General features: G+C 41.0%; 30 protein-coding genes and 2 pseudogenes. 15 read left to right on the top strand and 17 right to left on the bottom strand.

What is annotated here, in order from left to right; translation table 11 throughout:
* Positions 1 to 22 precede the first annotated feature (22 nt).
* Both JQX68_RS03065 and JQX68_RS03070 read right to left on the bottom strand, forming a co-directional pair.
* The gene (locus tag JQX68_RS03065) at positions 23 to 199 is read right to left on the bottom strand and encodes a hypothetical protein (RefSeq protein ID WP_080478167.1); all 177 of its coding nucleotides are present in this window, start codon (positions 197 to 199) and stop codon (positions 23 to 25) included.
* Positions 196 to 345: a hypothetical protein gene (locus JQX68_RS03070; protein WP_014662946.1), complete on the bottom strand. Its 150-nt coding sequence runs from the start codon at positions 343 to 345 to the stop codon at positions 196 to 198. Before JQX68_RS03070 ends, JQX68_RS03065 begins: the two co-directional genes overlap by 4 nt.
* Positions 346 to 534: 189 nt before the next feature.
* Here JQX68_RS03070 and ydfH point away from each other — a divergent pair, with 189 nt between their 5' ends.
* The 3 genes from ydfH (at position 535) to JQX68_RS03085 (ending at position 4,679) form a co-directional block, all read left to right on the top strand.
* Positions 535 to 1,758: a two-component system sensor histidine kinase YdfH gene (ydfH, locus tag JQX68_RS03075; protein WP_205440532.1), complete on the top strand. Its 1,224-nt coding sequence runs from the start codon at positions 535 to 537 to the stop codon at positions 1,756 to 1,758.
* Entirely contained in the window at positions 1,751 to 2,392 is a 642-nt protein-coding gene (gene ydfI / locus JQX68_RS03080; RefSeq protein ID WP_040084064.1) for a two-component system response regulator YdfI, read from the top strand. Before ydfH ends, ydfI begins: the two co-directional genes overlap by 8 nt.
* Before the next feature lie 115 nt (positions 2,393 to 2,507).
* On the top strand, positions 2,508 to 4,679 hold the full coding sequence (locus JQX68_RS03085) for an MMPL family transporter (protein ID WP_040084062.1): 2,172 nt from the start codon (positions 2,508 to 2,510) through the stop codon (positions 4,677 to 4,679).
* 470 nt (positions 4,680 to 5,149) lie between these two features.
* Here the strand turns inward: JQX68_RS03085 and JQX68_RS03090 are convergent, their stop codons facing one another.
* From JQX68_RS03090 to JQX68_RS03100, 3 genes and pseudogenes are all read right to left on the bottom strand, one after another.
* The gene (locus tag JQX68_RS03090; RefSeq protein WP_147772954.1) at positions 5,150 to 6,052 is read right to left on the bottom strand and encodes a carboxylesterase; all 903 of its coding nucleotides are present in this window, start codon (positions 6,050 to 6,052) and stop codon (positions 5,150 to 5,152) included.
* 195 nt (positions 6,053 to 6,247) lie between these two features.
* Positions 6,248 to 6,458 (bottom strand): annotated as a pseudogene (locus JQX68_RS03095) (DUF554 family protein); the annotation flags it as partial.
* A gap of 271 nt (positions 6,459 to 6,729) precedes the next feature.
* Positions 6,730 to 8,118 carry an aminotransferase-like domain-containing protein gene (locus JQX68_RS03100; RefSeq protein ID WP_069149033.1) on the bottom strand — a complete coding sequence of 463 codons (1,389 nt, stop codon included), beginning with the start codon at positions 8,116 to 8,118 and terminating at the stop codon, positions 6,730 to 6,732.
* A 114-nt stretch (positions 8,119 to 8,232) separates the two neighbouring features.
* Between JQX68_RS03100 and azlC the strand changes: the two genes are divergently transcribed.
* From azlC to JQX68_RS03120, 4 genes are all read left to right on the top strand, one after another.
* Positions 8,233 to 8,994, top strand: coding sequence for an azaleucine resistance protein AzlC (gene azlC / locus JQX68_RS03105; protein ID WP_147772955.1), 762 nt, complete (start codon positions 8,233 to 8,235; stop codon positions 8,992 to 8,994).
* A complete protein-coding gene (locus JQX68_RS03110; RefSeq protein ID WP_040084057.1) occupies positions 8,991 to 9,323 on the top strand; it encodes a branched-chain amino acid transporter permease in 333 nt (110 codons plus the stop codon). The genes azlC and JQX68_RS03110 overlap by 4 nt, the downstream gene beginning before the upstream one ends.
* A 161-nt stretch (positions 9,324 to 9,484) precedes the next feature.
* A complete protein-coding gene (gene brnQ, locus JQX68_RS03115) occupies positions 9,485 to 10,807 on the top strand; it encodes a branched-chain amino acid transport system II carrier protein (RefSeq protein ID WP_147772956.1) in 1,323 nt (440 codons plus the stop codon).
* 147 nt (positions 10,808 to 10,954) lie between these two features.
* Positions 10,955 to 11,329, top strand: a complete 375-nt coding sequence (locus JQX68_RS03120) for a Rok-like winged helix domain-containing protein (RefSeq protein ID WP_147772957.1) — start codon at positions 10,955 to 10,957, stop codon at positions 11,327 to 11,329.
* A 254-nt stretch (positions 11,330 to 11,583) separates the two neighbouring features.
* Here JQX68_RS03120 and JQX68_RS03125 read toward each other — a convergent pair whose 3' ends face one another.
* The 3 genes from JQX68_RS03125 to mneP all read right to left on the bottom strand — a co-directional run bounded on the left by JQX68_RS03125 (position 11,584) and on the right by mneP (position 14,183).
* Complete coding sequence (locus tag JQX68_RS03125) at positions 11,584 to 12,273, bottom strand: DUF554 domain-containing protein (RefSeq protein ID WP_040084053.1); 690 nt, start codon at positions 12,271 to 12,273, stop codon at positions 11,584 to 11,586.
* 89 nt (positions 12,274 to 12,362) lie between these two features.
* On the bottom strand, positions 12,363 to 13,175 hold the full coding sequence (locus JQX68_RS03130; RefSeq protein ID WP_069149037.1) for a MerR family transcriptional regulator: 813 nt from the start codon (positions 13,173 to 13,175) through the stop codon (positions 12,363 to 12,365).
* A 114-nt stretch (positions 13,176 to 13,289) separates the two neighbouring features.
* Positions 13,290 to 14,183 (bottom strand): manganese transporter MneP, encoded by an 894-nt coding sequence (gene mneP, locus JQX68_RS03135; protein ID WP_014662962.1) that lies wholly within the window; start codon positions 14,181 to 14,183, stop codon positions 13,290 to 13,292.
* Between the two features lie 454 nt (positions 14,184 to 14,637).
* On the opposite strand from mneP, the gene JQX68_RS03140 reads away from it, so the two are divergent.
* The 4 genes and pseudogenes from JQX68_RS03140 (at position 14,638) to JQX68_RS03155 (ending at position 17,227) form a co-directional block, all read left to right on the top strand.
* The gene (locus tag JQX68_RS03140) at positions 14,638 to 15,258 is read left to right on the top strand and encodes a nitroreductase family protein (protein ID WP_040084051.1); all 621 of its coding nucleotides are present in this window, start codon (positions 14,638 to 14,640) and stop codon (positions 15,256 to 15,258) included.
* A 15-nt stretch (positions 15,259 to 15,273) separates the two neighbouring features.
* Positions 15,274 to 16,212 (top strand): ring-cleaving dioxygenase, encoded by a 939-nt coding sequence (locus JQX68_RS03145; protein ID WP_136654802.1) that lies wholly within the window; start codon positions 15,274 to 15,276, stop codon positions 16,210 to 16,212.
* A 106-nt stretch (positions 16,213 to 16,318) separates the two neighbouring features.
* Complete coding sequence (locus tag JQX68_RS03150) at positions 16,319 to 16,708, top strand: DoxX family protein (protein WP_014662965.1); 390 nt, start codon at positions 16,319 to 16,321, stop codon at positions 16,706 to 16,708.
* Between the two features lie 181 nt (positions 16,709 to 16,889).
* A pseudogene (locus JQX68_RS03155) lies at positions 16,890 to 17,227 on the top strand (thioredoxin family protein).
* A 195-nt stretch (positions 17,228 to 17,422) separates the two neighbouring features.
* Here JQX68_RS03155 and JQX68_RS03160 read toward each other — a convergent pair.
* The 4 genes from JQX68_RS03160 to JQX68_RS03175 form a co-directional block, all read right to left on the bottom strand.
* The gene (locus JQX68_RS03160) at positions 17,423 to 17,659 is read right to left on the bottom strand and encodes a spore germination protein (RefSeq protein WP_014662967.1); all 237 of its coding nucleotides are present in this window, start codon (positions 17,657 to 17,659) and stop codon (positions 17,423 to 17,425) included.
* Between the two features lie 231 nt (positions 17,660 to 17,890).
* A complete protein-coding gene (locus JQX68_RS03165; RefSeq protein WP_014662968.1) occupies positions 17,891 to 18,184 on the bottom strand; it encodes a hypothetical protein in 294 nt (97 codons plus the stop codon).
* Between the two features lie 33 nt (positions 18,185 to 18,217).
* Complete coding sequence (locus JQX68_RS03170; protein ID WP_014662969.1) at positions 18,218 to 18,448, bottom strand: spore germination protein; 231 nt, start codon at positions 18,446 to 18,448, stop codon at positions 18,218 to 18,220.
* A 123-nt stretch (positions 18,449 to 18,571) separates the two neighbouring features.
* On the bottom strand, positions 18,572 to 19,153 hold the full coding sequence (locus JQX68_RS03175) for a DUF421 domain-containing protein (protein ID WP_014662970.1): 582 nt from the start codon (positions 19,151 to 19,153) through the stop codon (positions 18,572 to 18,574).
* Between the two features lie 209 nt (positions 19,154 to 19,362).
* On the opposite strand from JQX68_RS03175, the gene JQX68_RS03180 reads away from it, so the two are divergent.
* Positions 19,363 to 20,070 carry a DUF421 domain-containing protein gene (locus tag JQX68_RS03180; protein ID WP_014662971.1) on the top strand — a complete coding sequence of 236 codons (708 nt, stop codon included), beginning with the start codon at positions 19,363 to 19,365 and terminating at the stop codon, positions 20,068 to 20,070.
* Positions 20,071 to 20,081: 11 nt separating this feature from the next.
* Here JQX68_RS03180 and cotP read toward each other — a convergent pair whose 3' ends face one another.
* From cotP to JQX68_RS03195, 3 genes are read right to left on the bottom strand one after another with little or no spacing between them, the layout of a single operon-like run.
* On the bottom strand, positions 20,082 to 20,513 hold the full coding sequence (cotP, locus tag JQX68_RS03185) for a spore coat protein CotP (protein ID WP_014662972.1): 432 nt from the start codon (positions 20,511 to 20,513) through the stop codon (positions 20,082 to 20,084).
* Between the two features lie 12 nt (positions 20,514 to 20,525).
* On the bottom strand, positions 20,526 to 20,768 hold the full coding sequence (locus tag JQX68_RS03190; protein ID WP_014478992.1) for a spore germination protein: 243 nt from the start codon (positions 20,766 to 20,768) through the stop codon (positions 20,526 to 20,528).
* Between the two features lie 13 nt (positions 20,769 to 20,781).
* Positions 20,782 to 21,054 (bottom strand): spore germination protein, encoded by a 273-nt coding sequence (locus JQX68_RS03195; RefSeq protein ID WP_003243854.1) that lies wholly within the window; start codon positions 21,052 to 21,054, stop codon positions 20,782 to 20,784.
* A 357-nt stretch (positions 21,055 to 21,411) separates the two neighbouring features.
* On the opposite strand from JQX68_RS03195, the gene JQX68_RS03200 reads away from it, so the two are divergent.
* From JQX68_RS03200 to JQX68_RS03210, 3 genes are all read left to right on the top strand, one after another.
* On the top strand, positions 21,412 to 22,011 hold the full coding sequence (locus JQX68_RS03200) for a TetR/AcrR family transcriptional regulator (RefSeq protein WP_040084046.1): 600 nt from the start codon (positions 21,412 to 21,414) through the stop codon (positions 22,009 to 22,011).
* Positions 22,008 to 22,343 carry a DoxX family protein gene (locus JQX68_RS03205; protein WP_040084045.1) on the top strand — a complete coding sequence of 112 codons (336 nt, stop codon included), beginning with the start codon at positions 22,008 to 22,010 and terminating at the stop codon, positions 22,341 to 22,343. The genes JQX68_RS03200 and JQX68_RS03205 overlap by 4 nt, the downstream gene beginning before the upstream one ends.
* Positions 22,344 to 22,484: 141 nt before the next feature.
* Complete coding sequence (locus tag JQX68_RS03210; RefSeq protein WP_040084044.1) at positions 22,485 to 22,958, top strand: GNAT family N-acetyltransferase; 474 nt, start codon at positions 22,485 to 22,487, stop codon at positions 22,956 to 22,958.
* Positions 22,959 to 23,094: 136 nt separating this feature from the next.
* On the opposite strand, the gene vmlR is transcribed toward JQX68_RS03210, so the two are convergent.
* On the bottom strand, positions 23,095 to 24,738 hold the full coding sequence (gene vmlR, locus JQX68_RS03215; protein WP_147772958.1) for an ABC-F type ribosomal protection protein VmlR: 1,644 nt from the start codon (positions 24,736 to 24,738) through the stop codon (positions 23,095 to 23,097).
* A gap of 321 nt (positions 24,739 to 25,059) precedes the next feature.
* The gene (locus tag JQX68_RS03220; protein ID WP_014475969.1) at positions 25,060 to 26,436 is read right to left on the bottom strand and encodes an amino acid permease; all 1,377 of its coding nucleotides are present in this window, start codon (positions 26,434 to 26,436) and stop codon (positions 25,060 to 25,062) included.
* Positions 26,437 to 26,518 lie beyond the last annotated feature (82 nt).

Consider the following 26,518-nt stretch of genomic DNA (forward strand, 5'->3'; position numbering starts at 1 on the left):
CGAATTGTATGGCGTTATTTCACTATTTTTTAGCAAAAAGCTGCTTAGAATAAAAATAAGGGTAACCCAAAATGATGAGTGGAGCTGCTAAGGCAAGCAGGGTCCACGAGCCTGAGTGGCTGTCTCTAATGATTCCAATGAATACACAAGTACCGATGAGAAAATATAATAAAGCACCTAAAAACCAATACATGTTCATTCCTCTTTTTCCTTGCATCTGATTTTTGGCTGCGTATTTTTATCTGTCATATGGCTTAATCGATCAGGATATTGATTTTTTAATACCTTCTCAGTCCGGATTCCTTTTCTTTTTAATGATAAAATTGTAAGATCAATTGATTTCAATGATGATCATTCCTTCAATGAATAGTATGTTCCTTATGATTTTAAAGGTAAATTTGAAAAGATAAAACGTACATAAAGGCAGAACGTTCATGTACGTTTGGGCAATGATCTTTTGTTGGAAACTCTAATGTTGCGTTCGATTCTCATGAATTTTGATGTGGTGAAACAGGTAAAGGAAGTGGATAAGGTTTGCTTATAAGGAATCCTTTCAAAGATAAATATTACTCACATGATAGGCGTGCATTAAACATGCTTGCGCTTAGAGTGCCTGGCCTGGCTTTTATTCTTATGATCTATATAGCCTCTATCGTGCTGCAATTTGTTTCTGGGAGCTGGTCCATTTTATTGTTTTATGCGTTTACCATATTGATCGGAATTTTTGCTTTGCTTCATTGGCACTCATATCGCTGGGTTAAGAAAAGAGTGATTCTGTATTTCGTGGTACAAGGTTTGATCACCTTTGCACTTGCTAATCTCATGACTGGCTTCTTTATACTTGTTATTATCGGCCTTTATGCATTTTTAATTGGCCAAATCATAGGAATGGCAGACAGAAGAAGGACTTTTCTCATTCTTTATCTATTGCTGCTGCTGGTCATAAATTCGGCGTTTCACCTTCATAAAGGTGAAGTTTTGCATTTTATTGTTATTGCTGCGCCGATCATGATTGTCATCATCACTTATGCCGCAACATTTTTTGCCCAAGTTGATGAAAAAATAAAAGCTCAATTGACTCTTGAAAGGCTGGAGCTAGCTCATCAGCAGGTCGAACAGCTGACGCTGCAGAACGAAAGGCAGCGGATGGCTCGAGACTTACACGATACGCTTGCTCAAGGGCTGGTCAGTTTAAATATGCAGCTGGACGCGATTCATGTACATCTCTCCAAAGGCAACACAGAGAGAGCGAAGGAAATCATACAACAATCGATGAAAAGAGTGAAAAGCACATTAGCTGATGCACGTTCAGCAATTGATGATCTCCGCAGCAAATCAGAAGAAATCGGTGTTTTAAAAGAAAGAATTACCTCACTGATGGATCATTTTATAGAGTCGACAGGCATGGCTTGTTTATTAGATTACAGATTGCATCAGGTGCTGGATGTGCGTACAGCTGAAAACTGTTATTTCATCATTGGAGAATGCATGACGAATGCGGCAAAGCATGCTGAAGCAAAAACAATCTGGATTTCCATTTGGGATGATGAGAAGGGGAGGCTCCATTTAACAGTTAAGGATAACGGCAAAGGATTTGATGTTGAAAAAGGAAAGAAAAAGAGAGGGCATTATGGGCTTCTTGGCATACAAGAACGTGTCAGATCCATGAATGGCCAATTCAATATAAAGAGTACAAAATTGAAAGGGACACAAATTGAGATTACTGTACCAATTCAGGGAGAGATGCAAGATGAATAAGGTTTTAATCGTTGATGACCATCTTGTCGTGAGGGAAGGTCTGAAGCTTTTAATTGAAACGAACGATCAATACACCATTATAGGAGAGGCGGAAAATGGCAGAGCAGCAGTCCGTCTAGCAGATGAATTGCAACCGGATATCATTCTTATGGATTTGTATATGCCGGAGATGAGCGGATTAGAAGCCATTAAACAAATAAATGAAAAACACGATATCCCCATCATTATTTTGACTACATATAATGAAGATCACCTAATGATTGAAGGAATTGAATTAGGAGCGAAAGGATATCTGTTGAAGGATACGAGTTCAGAAACCCTTTTTCACACAATGGATGCAGCGATAAGAGGAAATGTGCTATTGCAGCCTGATATCCTTAAACGCTTGCAAGAAATCCAATTTGAGCGGATGAAGAAGCAGAGCAGTGAGACGCAGCTGACAGAAAAGGAAGTCATTGTTTTAAAAGCAATTGCTAAAGGGCTTAAAAGCAAAGCGATTGCCTTTGATTTGGGCGTCTCTGAGCGAACAGTAAAGGCCAGATTAACGTCCATTTACAATAAATTAGGCGCGAATTCAAGAACTGAAGCAGTAACGATTGCCATGCAAAAAGGTATTCTGACATTAGACAAATAAACTGCATATTTGAAAATTGCCCAAACGTACATGCCCGAATGTACGTTTTTTTTATTTCGTGGTCAACTACAATGAGAAAGAATGTGATTAAGCAATGTATTGAAAGGAGATTATCATGTCAAAAATGTTATATACATTAGGAGGATGGGTTGCTCGGCATCGCGTAAAAGTAATATGTGCATGGGTCGTTGTGTTAGTTGCTTCGATTGGCCTTGCAATCACCTTAAAGCCAAGTTTTTCTGAGGATATGTCCATACCTGACACACCTTCGGAAAAAGCGATGGATGTGATTGAAAAAGAATTTCCTCACGGTCCTGATAAAGGGAGCATACGGGTGATTTTCGGTGCTGATGATGGGGAGAAACTGACTTCAAAGCCAGCGAAAAAAGCTATAGAAAAAACGTTCAAGGAAATCAGTAAAGATGATTCTGTTGACTCGATTGCAAGTCCTTTTGTGACAGGAACAATCGCGAAAGATGGCACAGTTGCCTATGCTGATATCAAGTATAAATCATCAGCAGATGATATAAAGGATTACTCTATCAAACACTTAAAAGACAGTTTGAAAATGGCTGATGATGAGGGATTGCAAACTGAGCTAAGCGGAGATGTACCGGGAGCCGAGATGGAGATAGGCGGTGTCTCTGAAATTGTCGGCATTATCTTGGCCTTTGTCGTTTTAGCTATTACATTCGGTTCTTTATTAATAGCAGGATTGCCGATTTTAACTGCGCTGCTTGGTTTAGGGGTAAGCATTGGACTGGTTTTGATTGGGACACAAGTATTCGATATTGCTTCCGTCAGTCTTTCATTAGCCGGAATGATTGGTCTTGCTGTTGGGATTGATTATGCTTTATTTATTTTTACGAAACACCGCCAGTTTTTAGGTGAAGGCATACAAAAGAATGACTCGGTTGCAAGAGCCACCGGAACAGCTGGGAGTGCAGTCGTTTTTGCCGGACTTACTGTGATCGTCGCACTTTGCGGATTGACGGTTGTTAACATTCCTTTTATGTCTGCAATGGGGCTGACAGCAGGGCTTAGTGTACTGATGGCTGTTCTTGCCTCCATCACGCTGGTGCCTGCCGTCTTATCAATAGCAGGGAAACGGATGATTCCGAAAGCAAACAAGAAAAAAGGAAAACAAAGCTCTGCCACAAATGCATGGGGGCGTTTTGTCACAAAACATCCTATTCTGCTAAGTGTTTGCAGCATTCTCATTTTGATCGTCATTAGTATTCCATCTATGCATTTGGAACTGGGCTTGCCTGATGCAGGGATGAAAGCGAAGGATAATCCTGAACGCCGGGCTTATGACTTGCTTGCCGATGGGTTTGGAGAAGGTTTTAATGGCCAATTAACCATCGTAGCGGATGCCGCAAGTGTCAAAGGAAATAAAGCGGAGGCTTTCGCAGATGCAGTGAAAGAAATAAAGGGCTTAGACCATGTAGCAAGTGTCACCCCTGCAATGCCTAATAAAGAAGGGAACTTTGCCATCATTACGGTCGTTCCGGAAACAGGTCCAAATGATGTGGCAACGAAAGATTTGGTACACGATGTACGCAGTTTGTCAGATAAAAACGGAGTAGATTTGCTTGTTACTGGATCGACTGCAGTGAATATTGACATTTCAGATCGCCTGAATGATGCGATACCGGTGTTTGCTGTACTCATTGTCGGCTTTGCATTTGTATTGCTGACCATTGTTTTCCGTTCGCTGCTTGTGCCGCTTGTTGCTGTTGCAGGTTTCATTTTAACGATGACAGCCACTCTTGGGATCTGTGTATTTATCTTACAAGACGGCAATCTCATCGACTTTTTCAAAATACCTGAAAAAGGGCCAATACTCGCCTTCCTGCCGATTTTATCGATTGGGATTCTGTTCGGTTTAGCTATGGATTATCAAGTATTTCTTGTCAGCAGAATGCGTGAAGAATATGTAAAAACAAAGAATCCAGTACAAGCCATTCAGGCTGGATTAAAACACAGCGGTCCTGTTGTCACCGCGGCTGGTTTAATCATGATTTTCGTTTTCGCAGGATTTATCTTTGCCGGAGAAGCTACTGTGAAAGCCAACGGATTGGCCCTTTCCTTTGGTGTGCTCTTTGACGCATTTATTGTGCGAATGACACTGATTCCAAGTGTGATGAAACTGATGGGGAATGCAGCCTGGTATTTGCCGAAATGGCTGGACAAGATCATCCCGAATGTGGACATAGAAGGGCATCAACTCACACAGGAAATACAGCCAGAAATAGATCATGAACAAAAGAAACAAATCATGTAATAGAAAAAGCAGATCTTTTATGATCTGCTTTTTTGTTTACTATTCCCGATCAAGCTGTAAACGATTTTATAGCCGAACATTGTGGTGGTATTTGGAAAGTGAAGGAGACACTTATGGCGCCATCACTCATTTTCGATATGTGGCAGAAGCTGCGTCATACTAGCAGGCATCCTAGGAAAAGTGATAAAGCACATCAAATGATTTTTTTGACTTGCATTCACTCCTTGATGCCAAGGATCTTGAGAATCCTTTTTGAAAATTAAGGAATTTAAAACTGATCTGTAAAAAATGCAAATGAAACAAGCACACAAAACCAGTTCTGGGTCTTGTCCAATCGATCATGATATAAATGCAAAAACAAAATGATGTGTAAAAAATAGAGTCCATGAGAGAGACTCTATTTTTTGAAATGGCTGGCTAGAAGCATATTGCAGTTCTTTATGAATGCGAATCACTATCTTAATAAGCACTTATTGTGAAATGTCTTTTTCTGCATTAAAAAAACGCATTACACGTTCATTTACGTATGCGGGTTGCTCCATTGATAAAACATGTCCGGCATTTTTAATGACTTCCGCCTCAATATCAGGAACGAATGAAGAGGCTCGGTGCAAGGCTGAGTGGGGATCATAGATGACTTCATGTTCACCGAGTAATAATAGAATAGGGACTCTTGCTGATTGTAATTCCTCATCGGTAAATACATACGGAAATCCGTCGGCTTTAGGATTTGGATTTCTTGATCCATCCTGCCACATTACCCCTGCCTGAAACTGCTTCACAAAAATCGGGTGCAGCATACTGTGATCATTCATCATCCAATGTAAGAATGTTTCAACTCCATTTGGCGCTGTAAGGCCAAGAGCGTATTTGTAGAAATCGTGATGAAATGGCAAAAATGTTTCTGCCGGACTCAGTATAGCTGCGCTTTTTACTCTCTCAGGCATACGTAAAAGGAAATTCATCGTATGGAGACCGCCAAGCGAAAGTCCGATCATGTGGGACTTTTCGATCCCCAGATTGTCAAACACATCAAGAAGCCAATTGGCGTAATCCGTTCTCGTACCGCTTAGATTCTCAGGAATACTCTTGTTTTTATCACCTATGATATCAACTGCATAAGTTCTGTATTTGCTGCTCCAATCGGCGATGTTGGGATACCACATCGTGGAACTGAATAATGCTCCGTGGAGTAATACAAGCGGCGGGGCATCCTCTGGCCCGCTAGCAATCACATGTGTTTGACCAAAACGAGTAGATATGTAGAATGATTTGCAGCGGACCGGCCAAAGACTAAGGCTTTCATTATAAGTTTGATAATAGCGGATACCGCTGTCACTTAATTCGGGAATACTAGATGAATGGTTTGACATACAAGTGCCCCTCTCAATTTTGTTTAAATGAATGTGCCGTTTCGTGATGGGGAGTCTGATTTTGATATAACAGAATTTATTTACAATATAATACAGAGGTTATTCGACGTCAAATCCAAGATAAAAAGGAAATAAAATGATTGGGACAGATTATTGAAAATCAATATAACAGAATATTAACCTCCTTTTTGGGAGCGCCATAGCAATTCCAAAACCAAAAGTTGAAGCGAGCACAATGGAGGTGATCCCATCTAATATTCCGTTAGTCAGGAGGTATGATAATCTCCATGCAAAGCGGCTTCAACAGGGCTTAAAATTGAAAGGGAACCGATACAGAATCATAGGATCACAGTTGATAAACCCCCCGCTAAATTGCTTTGTTCACCAGCATGTTGAATCGTAATTCTTTCATTTTAACAACCTTTCTGTTCATATGATTTATACATTCACATTAAATAGTACAGTGAGTTCCAAAGGTAAAGTTTGCGGCATAATGAAAAAGCCCCTTTTAAAAAGCAGATCTTTTATGATCTGCTTTTTTGCTTCACGTTCATTGCCTGATCATGTTGTAGGCGATTCTATGGCCACTCAATGTGGCAGTATTTAGAAGGTGAAGCCGCCATTTTGTTTTTACGCAGGTAGAGGATATCAAGCGGTATAGGGTGTGTTTGATCAAGTTAGCCGAGATAATGTTTCAATCTCTCTAATCCTATTCTCAACTCGTCTAATGATTCTGTTGAAGAAAGCGCAACACGCAAATGCTTATGAGGAGTGGCAGACCCGCTCAGGAAGCGATCAGAATGAAATGCGCGGATTCCATGTTTCTTCAAATCCGTTTCCAGCTGTAACGCATCGGTATCATCATTGATGGAAAGCCATCGATAAAAGCTGAGAGGATGTCCATTCACCTCTGTTTCAGGAAAAAACTCTGCAAACATATCATTAGCCGACTGGGCAAGCTGTTTTTTTTGAGAAACAATATCATGCGCTTTTCCTGATAAAATCAGTTCTGTTATGACCTCTGCATCAAAAGAAGACGTTTTTACATTAATGTTGAACATCGCCTGATGGATTTTCTCGCCCAAGGCATCTCCATAGACCATATAGGCCACTCTTAATCCTGAACAGATTGACTTAGAGGTGCTGCAAATATATACGCTTTGTTCTGGGAGCAAGTTGAACATGGGCTCCTGATAATCAGAAATCAAGCCTGCGGTCATAAACGCATGAATATCGTCCTCAATCAATAATAAACGATGCTTGCGGATCACTGCCGCGATTTCTTTCTTTCTGGCACTCGACATCATAACAGTAGTTGGGTTACAGCAAGAAGGCATCAAAAAAATGCCATGAATGTTGAGTTGAGTACATTGCTTTTCTAGTTCGTCCGGCAGCATTCCATACTCATCTCCGGGAATCGGCACTAGCTGAATGTGGTGCATTTTTGCAAGTTCAATAAAATTTGAGTACGTGTATAAGTCAGTGGCAATTCGATTCCCTGGCTCAAACAGCGCGGCCAATGAAATGGCCAGCGCATTTTGGGCACCGGAAACAATTGAGATATGGTCTTGGTCAGTTTGAATGCCAAACGATTTCATCCAGTTTAGCCCTGCTGTTTTTTGATGCGGAATGCCTGTTGGATCATTGTAATTGAGTAACTGTTTTACGTAATGTTTACTCGCAACCTGTTGAATCACTTCCGTTACAATTTGATTGGTTTCTTCAAAAGAGGCGATTAAACCAAGATCGATACAGTTGGTGATTTTATCTTTAGAAATCGTAATTGAACGAGCGGCGCTAGGAGAAACAAAGGTTCCCTTTCCGGTGACCGCATATATCAGTCCCTTTACCTCACACACTTTATAGGCTCGGGTAATTGTAGTGAAGTTTAAGTCAAGAAAGTCAGCTAATTCTCGCTGGGGCGGGAGCTTTGTACCCGGTGCCAAAAAACCATTTTTGATATCGTGTTCAAGCAGTGCAGCAATTGATTTATAGAAAGGCCGCTTTAATGCCTCTCTTTCTGGCTTCCAAGACATTGGGTAATTGTCGAATGAATTGACCGGCATAATCCACCTCTATTGTTTCATTTCCCACGAATGGTTTTTAAAAGGAGTGCAGCAAGTTTTCTCTATTATGATACAAAGGATAATTGTAATCCATACAATTATCTTGTTTGTTGTATGGATTTAATATGGTACTTTAAAATAAAAATGTTGCAAGGTGTGAATCTTATGACAAAAAGAAATCAAATAGGGGCTGCATTTCGTTCGGCCTTCCCGTATACGATTCCGATTTTTGCCGGATTTTTATTTCTAGGAATTGCTTATGGAATCTTTATGCATTCTATAGGGTTTAGTGCAATTTATCCGATCATCATGAGTTTTATTATATTTGCAGGATCAATGGAGTTTGTTGCCGCCCATTTCTTGCTGAGCGCGTTCAATCCGTTGAATGCCCTTTTTTTGACGTTGATGATCAATGCCCGGCATTTGTTTTATGGAATTTCCATGTTGGATAAGTACAGGGGGACTGGAAAGAAAAAGCTTTATTTGATCTTCGGGATGTGCGATGAATCATTTTCTATCAATTATACCGCTAATGTTCCGGCGAATGTTGACAAGGGCTGGTTTATGTTTTTTGTGACATTGCTTAATCATTTATATTGGGTCGCGGGAGCAGCGATAGGCGGTATTTTTGGATCGTATGTGAAATTTAATACCGAAGGGCTTGAATTTGTGATGACCGCCCTCTTTATTGTGATCTTCATTGAGCAGTGGATGAAAGAGCAAAAACATCACAGTGCTCTCGCAGGCCTTGGGCTTTCAGCTGCCAGCCTTATCATTTTTGGCGGAAACCATTTCATTATTCCTGCTATGCTCGCCATTTTAGGGATACTTACTGTTCTGAGAAAACCATTAGAGAAAGCTGAGGTTTCTGTATGACGATGAGTATAACGCAGCAAATCATTACTGTTGCTATGGTCGTGCTTGGCACAATGCTGACACGGTTCCTTCCATTCATGATTTTCCCGTCTGGGAAACCGACGCCGAAATACATACAATTTTTGGGCAGGGTGCTGCCATCAGCGGTAATCGGGCTTCTGGTTATTTATTGTTTTAAAGACGTGAGTCTACTTTCTGGGAGTCACGGTATTCCTGAATTGATTGGAGCAGCTGCAGTTGCACTGCTTCACTTTTGGAAAAAAAATATGCTACTTTCTATAGCGGGGGGAACCGTTGTTTATATGGCTATGGTACAATTGGTTTTTTAACCGTATGGGGAACGATCAATGATCAAACTTTTATTGAACTTTTTAAAAATTAATGAAATTGACACAATCTTATTTTGGACTCAGCACCGTGCCAATGTATATAGCATCTGTAGTGTTTCCTTGCCATTCAAGAGGTGTCTACTTTATTCGGAGGATTTATCATGTCAAAAAAAGTGTCTGCTTCCTATATCATCATTATAGGACTAATGCTATTTGCATTGTTTTTTGGGGCGGGAAATCTCATTTTTCCGCCTATGCTTGGGCAAATGGCTGGAAAAAATGTATGGATTGCCAATGCGGGTTTCTTGGTGACAGGAGTCGGCTTGCCGCTGCTGGCAATGACTGCATTTGTTTTTTCAGGTAAAGATAATTTACAATCGTTAGCCAGCCGTGTGCATCCGGTGTTTGGCATTGTGTTTACAACGATTCTCTATCTGGCCATCGGGCCTTTTTTCGCTATCCCAAGATCGGGGAACGTATCGTTTGAAATTGGAGTGAAACCTTTTTTATCAGATGATGCAGGCCCTGTTTCATTGATCATATTTACAATATTGTTTTTTACAGTTGCATGTCTGTTATCACTTAATCCCACAAAAATAGTGGATGTGGTCGGAAAAGTTTTAACACCAATTAAATTGACATTTATCGGTTTGCTTGTAGTGGTAGCTCTTGTTCATCCAATTGGAACCATTCAAGCGCCATCAAAAGGGTATACATCGCATGTGTTTTTTAAAGGCTTTCAGGAGGGATACCTTACACTAGATGCCCTTGTAGCATTCGTTTTTGGAATCATTGTGGTGAATGCAATGAAAGAACAAGGGGCAGCCACCAAAAAACAGCTGATCATCATTTGTGCAAAAGCCACCGCGATTGCTGCGACACTTTTAGCCCTTATCTATACTTCCCTTTCATATATGGGGGCCTCCAGCGTTGAAAAGCTGGGGCTTTTAGAAAATGGGGCCGAGGTTTTGGCTAAGGTTTCATCCTATTATTTTGGATCCTATGGTTCTATTTTATTGGGTTTAATGATTACGGTAGCATGTTTGACGACAAGTGTCGGACTCATCACAGCGTGTTCTTCGTTTTTTCATGAATTATTTCCGGGCATTTCTTATAAAAAAATAGCTGTGATGTTAGCGGTGTTTAGCACACTTGTTGCAAATATAGGATTAACAGAGCTCATTAAGGTGTCCAAGCCTGTCTTAATGACGATGTATCCAATCGCGATTTCCTTAATATTTTTAACGTTTTTGCACTCTGTATTTAAAGGGAAGGCTGAAGTGTATCAGGGGAGCTTACTGTTCACGTTTATCATCAGCCTATTTGACGGTTTGAATGCAGCTGGGATAAAAATTGAAGTCGTGAATCGCGTTTTCACTCAGGTTCTTCCTATGTACAGCATAGGGCTTGGGTGGCTTATTCCAGCCATTGCAGGGGGGATAGGCGGCTATATACTGAGTATGTACCGAGCAAAAAAATCATGATTTAGCGCTGTAGGGCCGATAGAACCACTCACCTTCATAGATGGTGATTTCCCTGATCCGTGTTCTAAAGAGTTAAACAATGACTCAGATCTGCCGGTGGAATAAAGCTCTTTTTCGCCTGCTTAATTGGGGGGAGAAGCTTTGTGTATGAGATTAGCACACATAGATAAACATGAAAGCTCGATCCTTCGTGAGTTTCAGCTACAACGGTCAAAGACGAGCCCATCTCAAGTTGCGTTCATGGCACAAGCTGCAAATGCTGTAAAGACATATCGCGTAACATCAAAACCAATCCAAAAGAAAAAAAGAAGGCAGGGCAGAGCTGAATCAAAAGCCTCCCGTGAAGCAGCATTACACATATTAAAGCAGCAGAATAAGCCAATGAGCAGTATCGATTTGAAAAGAAGGATTGAAAAGGAAACCGGCGTACACATTTCGAATATGACATCATTTATGAATACTTTGATGAAAACACACCCCGAGGTGAGAAAGCCTTATAGAGGGCAGTACATTGTGATTTGAATGCATGGTATCAAAGACTCAGCATTACAAATGTAGATCAGAGACAGAAACACAGCGCATGTTCAGCATGATACCAAGGATCTTGACGACCTTGGTATTTTTGTTGTGAACTGCCGGCCATCGATCGGTTTATGTACAAAGACGATCGCAAAGATTGTGATGAATGAATTGACGCCCATATGACCATTCTCCGTCTGTTCAAGTAATAAAACATGGCCGGCATTCATGATTTTCGCTTAATTGATGCCGATTTGTTAAAAATGCAATCCAAATGATTGAATCACAAAAATCACAACAGGAGGGATCAACAGGGAAGGCAGCAGATTCAGTGTTTTGAACTTCTTGATTCCAAGAATGCTTAGACCTGAACTGAGGATGAGTATGCCTCCCACAATAGTAATTTCGTTAATAAGGTCTGTATTGATTGCGCTCTCCATTACTTTAGCAAATAAATAGATGGAGCCCTGCCAAGCAAACAATACAATGGCAGCTGCCGCTATTCCAAAACCAAAAGTCGAGGCGAGCACAATGGAGGTGATCCCATCTAACATACCGTTTGTCAGAAGGTACGTATAATCTCCATGCAAAGCGGCTTCAACAGGACCCAATATTGACAGCGAGCCTATACAAAATAATAAGATCGCAGTTGATAACCCCTCCGCTAAATTGCTTTTAGAAAATTTGTTCACCAGCTTGTTGAATCGTAATTCCAGATTAATGACCTGGCCAAGCAAACCTCCAATAGCTAAACTCACGATGAAAAGAATGGGGTATTTACTATCAGGCAAATGCTGTGTAACGGCGTTGATTCCCAGCGCGACTGCAGCGAATCCCATTGCCTGCATCAAAATATCCTGGTATTCATCTTTAATGCCTTTTTTGAATATCCCCCCGATTATGCTTCCCGCAATGATCATCACTGTGTTAAAAATCGTTCCAAACATAAGCTTTCTCCTCCAATAATGATTCCTGCATAAAAAATAAACCCTCTAGTTAGTAGAGAGTCAAGGGAGATCAAAACATATTCATGAGATTATTTGATGGGCAAGAGGATTTCAGTCACATAATTGTCTAGGTTATTCGTAATGCCATAATCAATGAGTGTGATTTCGATAGAATCTCCTGCTACCTCATAATGATGCTCTTCCATATACGCCAGTAATGTTTTGTAGTATGGTTCGGCTTCTGGGTGTGACCCTCTAAACCTAATTTGCAGATATTCTCTTGAAGGGAAAATGATTTCTGATGAAGTTTTTTCATTTTCATCTTCAAGAATCATAAATATACTGGAATATTTGTCAAACTGTTTTGCCTTCACATTTGCTGCTGAAATGGATAAACCGATTTTGCCTATAAATATATCTTCGTTCACATTCAGGTGGGTTCTCAATTCTGCTAACGAATGTTCGATATCATGGCCGAGAACATATTCATGCTGTAAATAAGCCACACGAATTGCGGGAAGTTTGATTTTTGAAATGTGATGTAACGGTGTGTGAACGGCATCTTCTATATGTGTGATGCGGCGGGAGATCTTTCGTTCAATGCGTTCCAATTCTTTCTTCTTGCGGTCAATTTCAGCTTGCTGGCTTTTTAGTAAATGAAGAAGGGTATTTGTATTTTGAGAGTTATAAAAATCAAGCAGCTTATGGATTGGCAGGCCTAAGGCCCTCAAATACTTGATGGTATCCAGCCGCTCAAACTGTTGGGTGGAATAATATCGATAGTTCGTTTGCTCGTCTTTATATTCCGGCTTCAAAAGACCGATTTCATCATAATACCTAAGAGCAGAGATTTTCACATTGAATAACTTTGACACTTCCCCAATCGAAAAAAATTCCTTCATTCTAACAACCTTTCTGTCCCTATGATTGATATACATCCATATTATATAGTACAGCGAGTTCTAAAGGGAAAGTTTAACAGCATAAAGCAAAAGCTCCTTTTCAAAAGGAGCTTTTCATTCTTCGAAATAAGGATTCACATGGATGAGCACTTCTTCAACATCGGAAAACTGTCTTTTGATTTCATTTCGAATTTCGCGGGCAATGTCATGTCCCTGCTTAATTGTCAAATCATGATCCAAAGATAGACGGACATCAAGCAATTTATAGTGGCCGTGTTCTCTCGCGCGGATTCTATCGATTCGTTTTACCTGATCACATTGAAAAATAACAGCTTTATATTCCTCTATCAGTTTGGGGTCAACGCTCTTTTCCATAAGCACATCAACAGACGGCCTGATTAATTCCATAGAAATCTTAAAAATGAGGTAAGCAACGATTGCACTGGCAATTGCATCGGCGTACAACAGATAGGACCAGCCGCGGGTGTTTCCGATGATAGCCAACAAGACGCCGATAAAAGCGGCAAGGGAGGCAACGATATCGCCTTTATGATCGTATGCAATCGCTATAATCGCTTTGCTGTTCCATTTTTCCCCTTGCTTGATAGAATAACGATATAAGATTTCCTTAGCCACGTACGAAATAAGAGCCGCAAATAATGCGCTGTATTGGGGAACGCTTGGCCCTTTAACAAAGGACAGAATCGCTTCAATGAGGATATAAACGGATACGATCACTAAGATTATTCCTACAATCGCCTCACTAATGACTTCTGCTTTTCCGTGTCCAAAAGGATGGTCCTGATCGGGCGGTTTATTGGAAATGCCGATCACTGCCAAGACCGCAATCGAAGCAACGACATCTGCCGCGGAATGGATTCCGTCTGCAAAAACGGCTTCACTATCGCCTATCAGTCCAAAAAAGACCTTTCCTGCCATTAGGATCAGATTGGCGATCAATGCAATCAAAGCAACTTTTCTGCTGATTTGTTCTCTTTCACTTGCCATTTTTTCCTCCTATAAAACTGCACAAAAAAAATAGGAGTGCTCTTTAGACGCTCTCCGTATCCTTTTCTGTGTAATCACTTTGCTTATCATACCAATTCAATTTCGAGTGGGTCTATAGCAACGTTGTTTCCTGGTTACTAATAAATAAGGTAACAGAAAAAAAGTTGGAGCTGTGCTAAAAGCTCACACTGCAAACAAATGAGTTCTCATGTAACAAGGAGTGGCAATAATAATGCTGCCTTCAGCGGAAAAATTCCATCTGTTATAAAAAAACTATTGACATTAGATGATCTGTATTTTACTATTATCTCATATTCAAGATATTTTAATTCGAGATATTAAGTTAATAAGATCAACGCTCAAGGTCCAATCGCAGTCAGTTCTTTTTTAAAAATTCAATGAGATTTTTTATAGAATAATATCTCGAATTCGAGATAAGAAGGAGTGTATCGTAATGGCTGAATTTACACAGTTAGTTAATGAAAGAAGATCTGCAAGCAATTTTCTTTCAGGTCATCCAATCACAAAAGAAGACCTCAATGAGATGTTTGAATTGGTTGCATTGGCACCATCGGCTTTTAATTTGCAGCATACAAAATATGTGACGGTTCTAGACCCGGATGTAAAAGAAAAGCTGAAACAGGCCGCAAACGGACAATATAAAGTGTTTAGCTCATCTGCGGTTCTTTTGGTATTAGGGGATAAACAGGCATATCAGCAAGCGGCTGACATCTATGAAGGATTAAAGGTGTTAGGGGTATTAAATAAGCAAGAGTATGACCATATGGTTCAAGACACCGTTTCGTTTTATGAAAACAGGGGAGAGCAATTTAAGAGAGATGAGGCGATAAGGAACGCTTCACTTTCTGCGATGATGTTTATGCTGAGTGCTAAAGAAAAAGGCTGGGACACCTGCCCGATGATCGGCTTTGATGCGGAAGCCGTAAAACAGATTTTGAACATAGATGACCAGTTTGAGGTTGTCATGATGATTACAATTGGGAAAGAAAAAACAGAGAGCAGAAGGCCGCGCGGCTACCGTAAGCCTGTGAATGAGTTTGTTGAGTATATGTAAAAGGAGCAGATAAAAATGGCTAAAAAAACAATGGGAATTCATCATATTACAGCGATTGTTGGCCATCCTCAAGAGAACACAGATTTCTATGCAGGAGTGCTTGGGCTTCGTTTGGTCAAGCAAACTGTCAATTTTGATGATCCAGGTACGTATCATCTTTATTTTGGAAATGAGGGCGGGGAGCCGGGAACCATCATCACTTTCTTTCCGTGGGCTGGAGCCCGCCAAGGCGTCATTGGAGACGGCCAAGTTGGCGTGACTTCATATGTCGTGCCGAAGGGGGCTATGGCATTTTGGGAAAAGAGACTAGAAAAGTTCAACATTCCATACACCAAAATCGAGCGCTTTGGAGAACAATATATTGAGTTTGATGATCCTCATGGCCTGCACTTAGAAATCGTGGAAAGAGAAGAAGGAGCGGCTAACACGTGGACCTTCGGAGATGTAACGCCTGATGTTGCCATTAAAGGTTTTGGGGGCGCAACTTTATTATCAGCGCAGCCTGACAAAACCGCGGAGCTATTGGAAAACATTATGGGGCTGGAACGAGTCGGCAGGGAAGGAGACTTTATTCGTTATCGTTCTGCCGGTGATATCGGAAATGTGATTGACCTTAAGTTAACGCCTATTGGCCGCGGTCAAATGGGAGCCGGCACGGTGCACCACATTGCTTGGCGGGCTAGTGATGACCAAGATCAATTAGATTGGCAAAGACATATTGCTTCTCACGGATACGGTGTAACTCCTGTTAGGGATAGACATTATTTTAATGCCATTTACTTCAGGGAACATGGGGAAATCCTGTTTGAAATCGCAACTGATCCACCGGGCTTTGCCCATGATGAATCACACGAAACAATGGGCGGAAAATTGATGCTGCCTGTGCAATATGAACCGCATCGGGCACAAATTGAACAAGGGCTGCTGCCGTTTGAAGTAAGAGAATTAGATTGATTTGACACATAAAAAAATAAAGAAACATATATTCAATTGATGATTGCTGGATGGATGGTACCGTCAGCAAAGAATCAGATGAAATCAAAGATGAGGAGAGATAAAAATGGAAGATGCAGGACTGTTGCTTATTCGGATTATGATTGGTGTGGTGTTTCTGTTTTATGGCACACAAAAATTATTCGGCTGGTTTGGGGGATACGGAATTAAAGGGACCGGACAATGGTTCGAATCAATTGGGGTAAAACCAGGTAACGCTGCGGCCGCTCTGTCAGGCCTTGGGGAGTTAGTAAGCGGAATTCTATTTATTTTAGGTGTGTTCCTCCCGCTTGGAGCTGCTATCATCACAATCATTATGCTAGGTGCGATCGTAAAAGTTCATGGAGCGAAAGGCTTTGCGAATGGCGCCGGCGGTTTTGAATATAACGTGGTGCTCATTGCCGTCTCCATAGGAGTTGCACTCATCGGTTCAGGAGCTTACGCTTTGCATTTTTAATACGAAAGTAAATCAGAACAGTTACTGTCATGCAGTAACTGTTCTTTTGTATTTACATTTTCGGCAAGCTTGCAGGTGATATGCAAAGCAAAAAAGCGGAAATACTAAATATAAATCTGTATAGTGAATGGTATATATTAGCTTGGTCATGAAAGGCAGACCTATTTGAAGGAGTAAATGGATGAAAGAAATGACAGCATTACATTCATTAGATTCTATAGATCATTTTATCAAACAGCACCAATTCAGTTTTATCTATATATCAAGGCCTGGCTGTACAGTATGTCACGCAGTTCTGCCGCAGCTTAGAATAGTATTGGATCAGTTTCCAAACATCAAATTGGGGCATGTCAATGCTGACGATGTAGCAGAGGTTGCCGGCAAATTTTCAGTCTTTACTGTTCCCGTGCTTCTTTTGTTCATGATGGGACTGAGTATTTGAGAGAAGCCCGCTTTGTTCATTTTGAACAGCTTGAACAAAAGCTGGATAGGGTTTATCGATTATATGAAGGCGAATAAAGGGTTTATCCATTTATATCTTTTCGCTTCTTATTGGTCGTCATGAACCCATAGCATATGAATATTCCTCACTTTATCATATCCGCAGCACTCATCCTGTGGAACATCATTGGGCTTTTCAGAAAAGAAGCATCATATCAAACGAGACAAACGATTAAAAAAGAACTCATATGAGTTCTTTTTTTGTGCATCATGTTATTCTTCACTAGGTGAAGAAGGGTTATCATTCTGCCCTTGATCACTTGTATCATTATCACAACTTGCTGAAATAATAATGGAATTAGAAGGAGAGTAATCTCCTAATGTGAAATTGACACCGTAGTTTTTGCTGTTCGCAGTATGGCTGTTTTGCAAGTTTTGTCCGATATCTGTATTGGCGTTTTGTGTCATCCCATTTATCGTGAGATTTGAGATGTTGATTTGAGATCGCATGCTTCAAAAGCTCCTTTCATTCAGAAGTAGATGTCATAGAGGACGCTGGCAGTCTATTTACTTCTATGATATTTCGTTTTTATTTCATTGCATCAACATAATGGTAAAAATAATAGTGCTTCTTTAAGCGAGTGAATGAGGAGCTCTTTTGAAGATGATCGTACCAGCATTCAAACCTATCAGCAGAATTAAAGCCGCCTGATAAAGAGGCGGCAGATCGTTATATGTCATCTATGAATTTGATGTATCGTTTTTCGTTTGCCTGAAGGATAAGATGGTCGTTTTTAATGATGAGTAGGAGCCTATAGCGGCGTAGCCATAAAACCAGCCCATAAACACGCCGGAAAAGAGGCTGTGTCGATGGCTTATGAAAACAGAAATGACAAGACCTATTATTAAAGCAACCGATGGCACAAAAGTTTTGGGGATTTTCAATAATATTTTGAGGATTTGGGTTATCACTATGATGATTGGAATGGCTATCACAGCATCCCAAAAGTTTGTATGAATAATTGGAAAAGCCATATGGCACCTCATGAAGTGTTTATTTCTTAATTTTTACGCTAAAAGCTTGGAAAGCAGCTCTTGGATCGCATATGTTACATTTTGGGCTTGATTGGCGGAGCTTGTTTGGCTTAAAGTATTGGATTCAAAAACCAAACCTGTATTACTCCCACCGGAACCCTCCGTTGTTTTAGACACAGAGAACGGGCTGATGGAAACTGCAAATCCGTTATTAAAAACGCTGTTCCCGGATATCGAATGAATATAAACTGGGCATTTCATCATTCATCTCTCCTCTCCGTTATGACTGTTTATACAATATGGTGTGTGAGCAGCAGTTGCTTAAACAAAACGGCAAAAACTTTCAGTAAGAGACAAAAACCTGCAAAATGCCACAAGCGCCTTTTGTTAATGCAGCTTTTTAGGGACGTTTTTTTTATTTTTTTTACCAACTTCATCAAAAATATTCTGATTGCCAGACTGGGCTTGTCCATCCTTATTTATGAAATCGGGGTGAATGAGTTTTTTCAAATCCCTGACTGTTAAAGGCTTGGCGTCATCAGTTAATTCAATTCCTAATTGCCCGTTGGCCTCTAATGTTGCTATTTTAACATCTTGTATAGCCGTAACGCCGTGAAGCCTTAGCTGCATTTCAAGCTGGTCAGCTGTAAGTCTCATCTTCTTTAAGTTTTCGATATGAAGCTGTCCGTTTTCAATGACGATTTTTGCTTTTCCGGTTAACATCTTTTCAATGATGTTCGATTTCATTTGGATCCATTCCATAACGATGAGTGTGCTTGTGAAAATTGCCGCTGCAATTAATGTTTTGAAGAGGCTGTACTCGATGATTGGCTGAACGATAATCGTTCCGATCGAAATCATGACAACCGTTTGAGTTGACGTCATTTGTGCAATTGATTTCCTTCCTGAAATTCTCAGCAAAATGACCCCGGCTACAATGAGAACAAGGGATTCCCAAGTGAACTTCATGCTACCACCTGACCAATGAGGAATTAGATTTGTCCTGGGATTGGCTTTCCTTCTGGCCAATCGCAATTTAATATATCCGAAAGGCAGCCGGTTCATTCTGCTCTAAACCGAACAATATTTTTGGGGTAGATGGGATATATTAAGCCCAACAATGATATAGGCAAGAGTTTTTTGGCCAACACAATCTGGGAAGCGGGGAGCGCCATAACATGATTGAACTAGAAGTTGTCATTAGAACGATTGCCAGCTTTGGATTGCTGTTAATCGCAGAACGGATTTTAGGCAAACAGACAATTTCTCAAATGACGATTTTTGATTTTATTGCGGCGATCACATTAGGGGCGATTGCTGCCGGATTAGCTTACAATACTTCAATAAAACCGCACAATATGGCCATTTCTTTTAGTATTTTTGTGCTAACCATTTTTTTGATTTCGTTCCTGTCGATAAAGAACAGGAAGCTGAGAAAATTTTTTGCCGGAGATCCTACAGTGCTGATTCAAAACGGGAAGATACTTGAATCGAATATGAGGAAAATGCGTTACACACTTGATTATTTAAATCAGCAATTACGTGAAAAAGAAATATTTAATATCGAAGAAGTACTTTTTGCAATCCTTGAAACGAATGGTCAGCTGACTGTGTTAAGAAAACCGCAATTCCGGCATGTAACCAAACAGGATTTAATGATTGCGGTAAACCAAGAACACAGGCTTCCGATAGAGCTTATTATGGACGGAGAAATCATTCAGAATAATTTACAGCAGAATCGATTGACAGAATCCTGGCTTTTGGAAGAATTGCGAAAAAGAGACATAAAGGTGAAAGAGACCGTATACGCAGTGCTGCTTGGTAATGGGGATATTTATGTGGATCAATATAAAGACCATATATCAGCCCCTGTGGATAAGGAATGAAAGGAACCATCTTAAAGCCCTTTTTGCAACGGGATGGTTTCGACTTGTCTTGGGTACGAAATGTGGAGAAGCCCGTTTAACAGCTGAATTTGTAATAAATGAGATTCGGTGGCTTCAGGAAGCTGAATGGTTCGCTCAATTTCTCCGTAATACCGTTCACGCAGCACCACCATTTCGTCTGGAAAAACAGGCGTGAGCGTTCCTTTGATCAACAGCTGGGTTTTAGATAATAAGCGGATTGTTAATTCTTCCTCATACACACCGGGCATTTCCACAATGATAAAATTATATTCTTCATCTTGATAAAAGTCGTAAACAAACGTAGAAGCTTCGGAATCAAAAAAATGTTCCGGGGCTTTATACTTGAGCACATTTGTCCAAAAGTCACTTTGTTTATATTCATTCGTAATCTCAAGCCACTTTCGAATTTTTTCGAAATCCATATGAGATTCTCCTTAAATTTGATTTGCAATCGGCGCAGAAGGGTTTCCGATTTGGTCTTGGTCACTAACGTCTGAATCAATATTTCCAGTGTTCAAAAGTGAAGACGTAGGCGAAAGATCCCCTAAGGAAAAGTTTGCTCCAAAATATTTGCTGTTCGCAGTATGGCTGTTGTGCACAGTCGGACCGACATCTATATTTCCGTTTTGCGTGACGCCGTTGATCTTAATATTTGCGATGTTAATTTGATATGGCATAGACGAAACCCCTTTAATCTAAAATTGGCGGTGGTGCAATCGGAGGAGCATTAACATTGGATGTATCAGAGTTGCCGATAGATGTCTGGTCATTTACATCAGGATCGTTTAAGAAGTTTTCCATAACCGATTCTGTAGGTGAGGTATCACCGAAAGAAGAATTGGTCCCTTGAGATTTTTGATTGTTGGTAGGGCTGTTATAAGCAGCTTCGCCTATTGTAATTGAACCATTGCCCGAAATACTGTTGATCTTCAAATAATATAGGTTGATTACTGTAGACGGCATCCCATCACACCCTTCCATCTTTCTGTACAGTACATTATGCGCCGCTGCACCCAATTGTTCCTTGCATTTGCTGGCAAAACTCTATCTGGCCCCGGAGTGATGCTCGTTAGAAAAAAAAGAATAAAGTTTGTCACAGCCTGAATGTCAATCTATTCAGCAAATACTTATCAGTGAATGAAAAGCCATTGATATAGGAATCAATGAATTGATTGAGTTATTCGAAATACATGAGGCTCTTTAATAAAGGAAGCTGGCAAACAAGATCAGTTTGAAATCATTGACAAGGAAGCTAATGACATGAAATAATACTCATGAATAACATTACTCGTGAGTATTATTTTTGGGGGGTGGTCCTCGTTGGAAAGTAAAAAAGGACGTAAAGGAGAAGAAAGCCGAAAACGATTACTCAAAGCTGCCGCTAATGAATTTTCGATTCGGGGATTCCATGACACGAAGATAAGTGAGATTGTAAAAAAAGCTGGGTTCACACAGCCTTCATTTTATCTGTACTTTCAAAGCAAAGAAGCCATCTTTGAGGAGTTAATCACCGATTTTCACTCCCGAGTAAGAAAGCTGACAGAGTCACTTCTTCTGGAAAACGGATTACACACGGAGGGTGTGACAAAACGGGTGCTGTCTGCTGTGGAAACTGTTTTTCAATGTCTGGCTGAAGACAAGGATGTAACCAGGATCGGCTTTTTTCTCAACCCGGAAGCGAAACAAATGAAAAAAGACTTGGCGATGGTTTTGAAAGAAAACCTAGAAGCAGAACAGCGGCTTGGCTATTTTCACTCCGAGCTGGACATGGAAACGGTCGCTGAATGTTTGATCGGCATGATTGAACATTTAACCGATTCCTTTTTGTTAACCGGAATCAAAGATTCGGCAAGCCTCGCAGCAGAGGTTGTAAATCTCTTAATATACGGGATGCTTCCAAAAGGGAGTGACGTAAGATGATATCTATTATTTTGAAAGTCAGTTTGGCAGTTTTTATGCTTGTGGGAGGCATCATCAAGGTAAGCCGCGTTCCCTTTCAAGTTGAGCATTGGCGGCATTATCAATATCCATTATGGTTTCTGACTATTACTGGCATCCTTGAAATAGCCGGGGCACTTGCTATGACAGCGGGAATTTGGAATCGGTATGCAGCGTTAGGAGCAGGTGTGCTGTTTGTCGTTCTCATGGCGGGAGCAATTCATGCGCATATTTTTCGAGCGCGGCAATCGGTCCTTATGACGATACCTGCGATGATCTGTTTGATTGTGTCTATCATGATAATCATGGTGTAACAAACCTATATGCAGGAGATCTCCTCCTCTTATTGAATAATAGAAAGTCCCAGGTTTTAACCGGGTAATTGAAATAGAGCTCCATTTCTGCGTTATTCGTCCGGCATCAGCTGGGCCTTTTTTATAAAGGAGGAGTACAGAATGACATTAACTTTAGAAGCCATGACTTTGAAAGAATTCGAAGCCTTTCGCGGGATGTCCGTGCAAAATTATGCGAAACAAAACATAACGTCGGGAACTTGGACGGAAAAAGAGGCGCTTGAGAAATCGGAGCAGGCATATGAGAACATGATTCCGAATGGGCGAGACAGCAGCAATCATTATTTTTGGAACATCACAAATGTACAAGGGGAAAGAATGGGCTGGCTCTGGCTGTATGCTGATCCGTTTCATCCGCAAAAGGAAGCGTTTATCTATTCCTTTGGATTGTATGAAGCCTTTCGCGGAAAAGGGCTGGCTCAATTGGCGCTTCAAACGCTTGATGAAAGAGCAAGAGAGCTTGGCGTGGAAAGGCTGGCCCTTCATGTGTTTGCGCACAACGAGACAGCCGTCTATCTTTATCAGAAGATGGGCTATGCCATGACCAATATTCGTATGCGGAAACAGCTAAGCTGAAAAGCCGCTACGTTACCCAAACACAGCATGCCTATCTGGAAGCGATGATAGGGGATACTATAAGTCATCTTTTTGAAAATATAAAGAAAAAGGACAACAGTTGTTGTCCTTTTCAATGCCGCTTGAACTTTCCCCATCAGTCTTTTTTGTCTTGATCATCCAGCTCTTTTATCCGTTTCGTAAGCTCGTTGAAAGCTTGATCAAACTCCTTATACCCTTTATCATTTGGCGTCATAAAACTGAGCTTTCCCAGCACTTCTTGTCTTTCTGTCTCAAGCTTTAACCGAAGCTCCTCCCGCTCATTTCTTTCTGAAGGAGTGTCGTTTAACTGCTTTTCGATGCCGTTGTTTGAAATGACGAGTTTACTGTTTGTTGTTTTTTCGAGAAAGTAGCGGTCATGTGAAACCGCCAGCAATGTGCCGCTGTATTGTGACAGTGTTTCTTCCAGCTGTTCACGTGACGGCAGGTCGAGGTGGTTTGTCGGCTCATCTAAAATCAGCACATCTTTTTCCTCCAAAATATATGCCATCAGCTTGATCTTTACACGCTCACCCATACTCATATCCTTGATCGGTTCAGTCCATTGGGCGGCTGTAAAGCCTAAGTGCCTCATCAGATTTTGAACGTGCCCCCTTGCTTTGAATGTTTCATTCTCAAATAACTCTTCCGGTGTTTGTTCTAAAGGCAAATCAAACACCTCCTGCGTTAAAAAGCCGATGTTTGCGGACGGCGACACCCATACACTTCCTTCTGCTGTTTCCTGTCCCAGAATGATGTTTAGTAATGTCGTTTTTCCGCTGCCGTTGGGGCCTAAGATGGCAACCTTTTCGCCATGCTGAATCGTAAAGTTGGCGTTTTTAAAGAGAGTCCTTTCTCCAAAAGCCTTCGTTACATTCTGAACCTCCAAAAAACGTTTTCCTGTTTTGTGGGTTGTATCGATTGAAAAGCTGACTTTATATTCTGGGGTAACGGGTTCCGCCTTTGCTTTTTCCAGCTCTTTTTCAAGCCGCTTCCGCTTGGATTTTATTTGGGCATCCGTACGCTTCGCTTTTACCCGGTGATATTCTTTAAACCCCTCCTTTTTCGTCGATTGGGCGTGGGCTTTTTCCGACCAAGAAGCGAGCTCATTCATTTGTCCTTCAATTCGTTCAACCATTTTTTGCTGCTTTTCATATTCGCGCTGCTCGGTGAGTCTTCTCTTCTCCCGGAACTTCATATACCCGGAGTAATTCCCTTTGAATTCAACCAGCGTCTGATCCTCGAGGGACCATATTTTTGTGGCGGCTTCGTCTAAAAAATATCGATCGTGAGAAACGAGAATCACAGTGCCGTTATAATGTTTCAGCTGTTGGATGAGAAATTGCAAGCTTTTTTCATCAAGGTGGTTTGTCGGTTCATCTAACAGCAGCAGATCTGCATCCTCTGAGAGTCCTTTTGCCAGCCGCGCTTTCAGTTTTTCACCGCCGCTTAACTGATGAAATTCACGAAGGGGCACATGCCATTTCTCCAGTAACTTCTTTTCGGCAGGTGTCTGATTGGCAAAGGAATACGCCGCGGTTTCCTGTTCGACCAAAGCCATTTTTATATCCGCCCGAAGGATTTGTCCTTGTGCAGGGGCCAAGTCGTTGTGAATAAGGTGCAGCAGCGTAGATTTCCCAGCGCCGTTTTTGCCGATAATCCCAATGATTTCTCCTTGCTGAACACTGGCATTTACGTTTTTAAAAACAGTCAGATCCTTCACTTCGTAGCTCACGTTTGTTAATGTTATAATCTCTTTCATCCATATCCCTCGCTTTAAAGGGAGAATAAAAAAATCCTCCCAAATGTGTTGGAAGGATTAGCCGTGCCTGTGCATGATCAAATAAGCTATTCTTTATAAATAGCGGTGTCGTATATATAGAAAATGGGCAGACTAATCCTATTTTTTCTGATTTGAAATATTGATTTCAAACGGTAAAAATAAGATTAGTTAATCATTGTCCACCCATCATCCCTTCTTGTTTTGATTACAAACACTATAGCATACCTTCAAATTCAAAAGCAAAGGTCATTTTCATCAAAAAAACTCCTGCTCTCATTTTTGAGGCAGGAGTTTCGAGTCTTATTGATGCTTCGCTTTTCTCACTTTATAAATCACAATCAGCAAAATAAACCAAACCGGTGTGACAAATAAGGAAACACGAGTATCCTGTGCCAGTGCCAGCACAACCAGAACAAACGCCAGGAACGCAAGAATCAGGTAATTTGTAAACGGATAAAGCGGAAGCTTGAACTTGTTTGTTTTCGCTAATTCAGGTCTTGTTTTACGGTATTTCATATGGCAGATGACCGTAATTCCCCAAATATAGATAAAGCATACGGTTGAAATACTTGTGATCAGGGTGAATACACCTTCTGGCATGATGTAGTTTAACGTAACACCGATTAAAATCACGATAGCTGAAAAGAATAAAGCATTTCTAGGCACTTTACGCTGAGTCAGTTTCGCCATTGACTCCGGCGCATTGTGATCTTTCGCCAGGGAATAAACCATACGGCTTGTACTGAATACAGCGCTGTTGCATGCTGAAGCAGCGGATGTCAACACAACAAAGTTGATAATACTTGCAGCCCCGACGATGCCAACCGCAACAAATACTTGTACGAATGGGCTTTCGCTAGGGTTGATGACATCCCAAGGATAGATGCTCATAATCACGAGAAGAGCACCAATATAAAAAAGCAGCACGCGGACAGGGATATTGTTAATCGCCTTAGGGATTACTTTTTCAGGGTTTTCTGTTTCACCGGCCGTAAGCCCGACAAGCTCAATGCCGACAAAAGCAAATACAACCATCTGGAACGAGAGGATAAACCCGTGCATGCCATTCGGGAACAGGCCTCCATGGCTCCAGAGGTTTGTGAAGCTGGACACTCCTGAGCTTGTGGAAAAGCCTTTGAAAATCATCACAAGACCAATGACGATTAACGCCAAGATGGCAATGACTTTAATCAAAGCAAACCAAAATTCTAATTCTCCAAAAAGCTTGACTGTCGCCAGGTTCATAATCAGTAAAATAATAAGAGCGATTAAGCCGGGCACCCATTGCGGCACACCAGGGAGCCAATATTGAGTGTAAAGCCCGACGGCTGTCAGATCAGCCATCGCAATGGAAATCCAGCAGAACCAATATGTCCAGCCGGTGATAAAGGCTGCCATATCGCCTAGATAGTCTTGTACAAAATCCACAAAAGAGTGGTAGTTCAAATTTGATAACAGCAGTTCACCCAGCGATCTCATAATTAAAAAGCAAATGATTCCTGTGATCATATAAGCAAATAAAATCGACGGTCCGGCAAAATGAATCGATTTGCCTGAGCCGAGAAATAAGCCTGTCCCGATAGCCCCGCCGATGGCGATAAGCTGGATATGCCTGTTTTTCAAGCCTCTCTGCAATGTTTGCTGATTTATATTGTCTTTCGTCATGTCGTCTGTCACTTTATGTGTTCCTCCATTAAAAATTGATTATTGAGTCAGCAATCTATTTTTAATGATTATTATAACACTAAAATTTCTATCT

This window comes from Bacillus sp. LJBS06, from assembly GCF_016924995.1.
GTDB lineage: Bacteria > Bacillota > Bacilli > Bacillales > Bacillaceae > Bacillus > Bacillus stercoris.

What these genes read in the sequence shown, in the direction of transcription:
- JQX68_RS03065 (WP_080478167.1), bottom strand. Translation starts at nt 199, where the DNA reads ATGAACATGTATTGGTTTTTAGGTGCTTTATTATATTTTCTCATCGGT.
- ydfI (WP_040084064.1), top strand. Translation starts at nt 1,751, where the DNA reads ATGAATAAGGTTTTAATCGTTGATGACCATCTTGTCGTGAGGGAAGGT.
- JQX68_RS03085 (WP_040084062.1), top strand. Translation starts at nt 2,508, where the DNA reads ATGTCAAAAATGTTATATACATTAGGAGGATGGGTTGCTCGGCATCGC.
- JQX68_RS03090 (WP_147772954.1), bottom strand. Translation starts at nt 6,052, where the DNA reads ATGTCAAACCATTCATCTAGTATTCCCGAATTAAGTGACAGCGGTATC.
- JQX68_RS03100 (WP_069149033.1), bottom strand. Translation starts at nt 8,118, where the DNA reads ATGCCGGTCAATTCATTCGACAATTACCCAATGTCTTGGAAGCCAGAA.
- azlC (WP_147772955.1), top strand. Translation starts at nt 8,233, where the DNA reads ATGGATTTAATATGGTACTTTAAAATAAAAATGTTGCAAGGTGTGAAT.
- JQX68_RS03110 (WP_040084057.1), top strand. Translation starts at nt 8,991, where the DNA reads ATGACGATGAGTATAACGCAGCAAATCATTACTGTTGCTATGGTCGTG.
- brnQ (WP_147772956.1), top strand. Translation starts at nt 9,485, where the DNA reads ATGTCAAAAAAAGTGTCTGCTTCCTATATCATCATTATAGGACTAATG.
- JQX68_RS03120 (WP_147772957.1), top strand. Translation starts at nt 10,955, where the DNA reads ATGAGATTAGCACACATAGATAAACATGAAAGCTCGATCCTTCGTGAG.
- JQX68_RS03125 (WP_040084053.1), bottom strand. Translation starts at nt 12,273, where the DNA reads ATGTTTGGAACGATTTTTAACACAGTGATGATCATTGCGGGAAGCATA.
- JQX68_RS03130 (WP_069149037.1), bottom strand. Translation starts at nt 13,175, where the DNA reads ATGAAGGAATTTTTTTCGATTGGGGAAGTGTCAAAGTTATTCAATGTG.
- mneP (WP_014662962.1), bottom strand. Translation starts at nt 14,183, where the DNA reads ATGGCAAGTGAAAGAGAACAAATCAGCAGAAAAGTTGCTTTGATTGCA.
- JQX68_RS03140 (WP_040084051.1), top strand. Translation starts at nt 14,638, where the DNA reads ATGGCTGAATTTACACAGTTAGTTAATGAAAGAAGATCTGCAAGCAAT.
- JQX68_RS03145 (WP_136654802.1), top strand. Translation starts at nt 15,274, where the DNA reads ATGGCTAAAAAAACAATGGGAATTCATCATATTACAGCGATTGTTGGC.
- JQX68_RS03150 (WP_014662965.1), top strand. Translation starts at nt 16,319, where the DNA reads ATGGAAGATGCAGGACTGTTGCTTATTCGGATTATGATTGGTGTGGTG.
- JQX68_RS03160 (WP_014662967.1), bottom strand. Translation starts at nt 17,659, where the DNA reads ATGCGATCTCAAATCAACATCTCAAATCTCACGATAAATGGGATGACA.
- JQX68_RS03165 (WP_014662968.1), bottom strand. Translation starts at nt 18,184, where the DNA reads ATGGCTTTTCCAATTATTCATACAAACTTTTGGGATGCTGTGATAGCC.
- JQX68_RS03170 (WP_014662969.1), bottom strand. Translation starts at nt 18,448, where the DNA reads ATGATGAAATGCCCAGTTTATATTCATTCGATATCCGGGAACAGCGTT.
- JQX68_RS03175 (WP_014662970.1), bottom strand. Translation starts at nt 19,153, where the DNA reads ATGAAGTTCACTTGGGAATCCCTTGTTCTCATTGTAGCCGGGGTCATT.
- JQX68_RS03180 (WP_014662971.1), top strand. Translation starts at nt 19,363, where the DNA reads ATGATTGAACTAGAAGTTGTCATTAGAACGATTGCCAGCTTTGGATTG.
- cotP (WP_014662972.1), bottom strand. Translation starts at nt 20,513, where the DNA reads ATGGATTTCGAAAAAATTCGAAAGTGGCTTGAGATTACGAATGAATAT.
- JQX68_RS03190 (WP_014478992.1), bottom strand. Translation starts at nt 20,768, where the DNA reads ATGCCATATCAAATTAACATCGCAAATATTAAGATCAACGGCGTCACG.
- JQX68_RS03195 (WP_003243854.1), bottom strand. Translation starts at nt 21,054, where the DNA reads ATGCCGTCTACAGTAATCAACCTATATTATTTGAAGATCAACAGTATT.
- JQX68_RS03205 (WP_040084045.1), top strand. Translation starts at nt 22,008, where the DNA reads ATGATATCTATTATTTTGAAAGTCAGTTTGGCAGTTTTTATGCTTGTG.
- JQX68_RS03210 (WP_040084044.1), top strand. Translation starts at nt 22,485, where the DNA reads ATGACATTAACTTTAGAAGCCATGACTTTGAAAGAATTCGAAGCCTTT.
- vmlR (WP_147772958.1), bottom strand. Translation starts at nt 24,738, where the DNA reads ATGAAAGAGATTATAACATTAACAAACGTGAGCTACGAAGTGAAGGAT.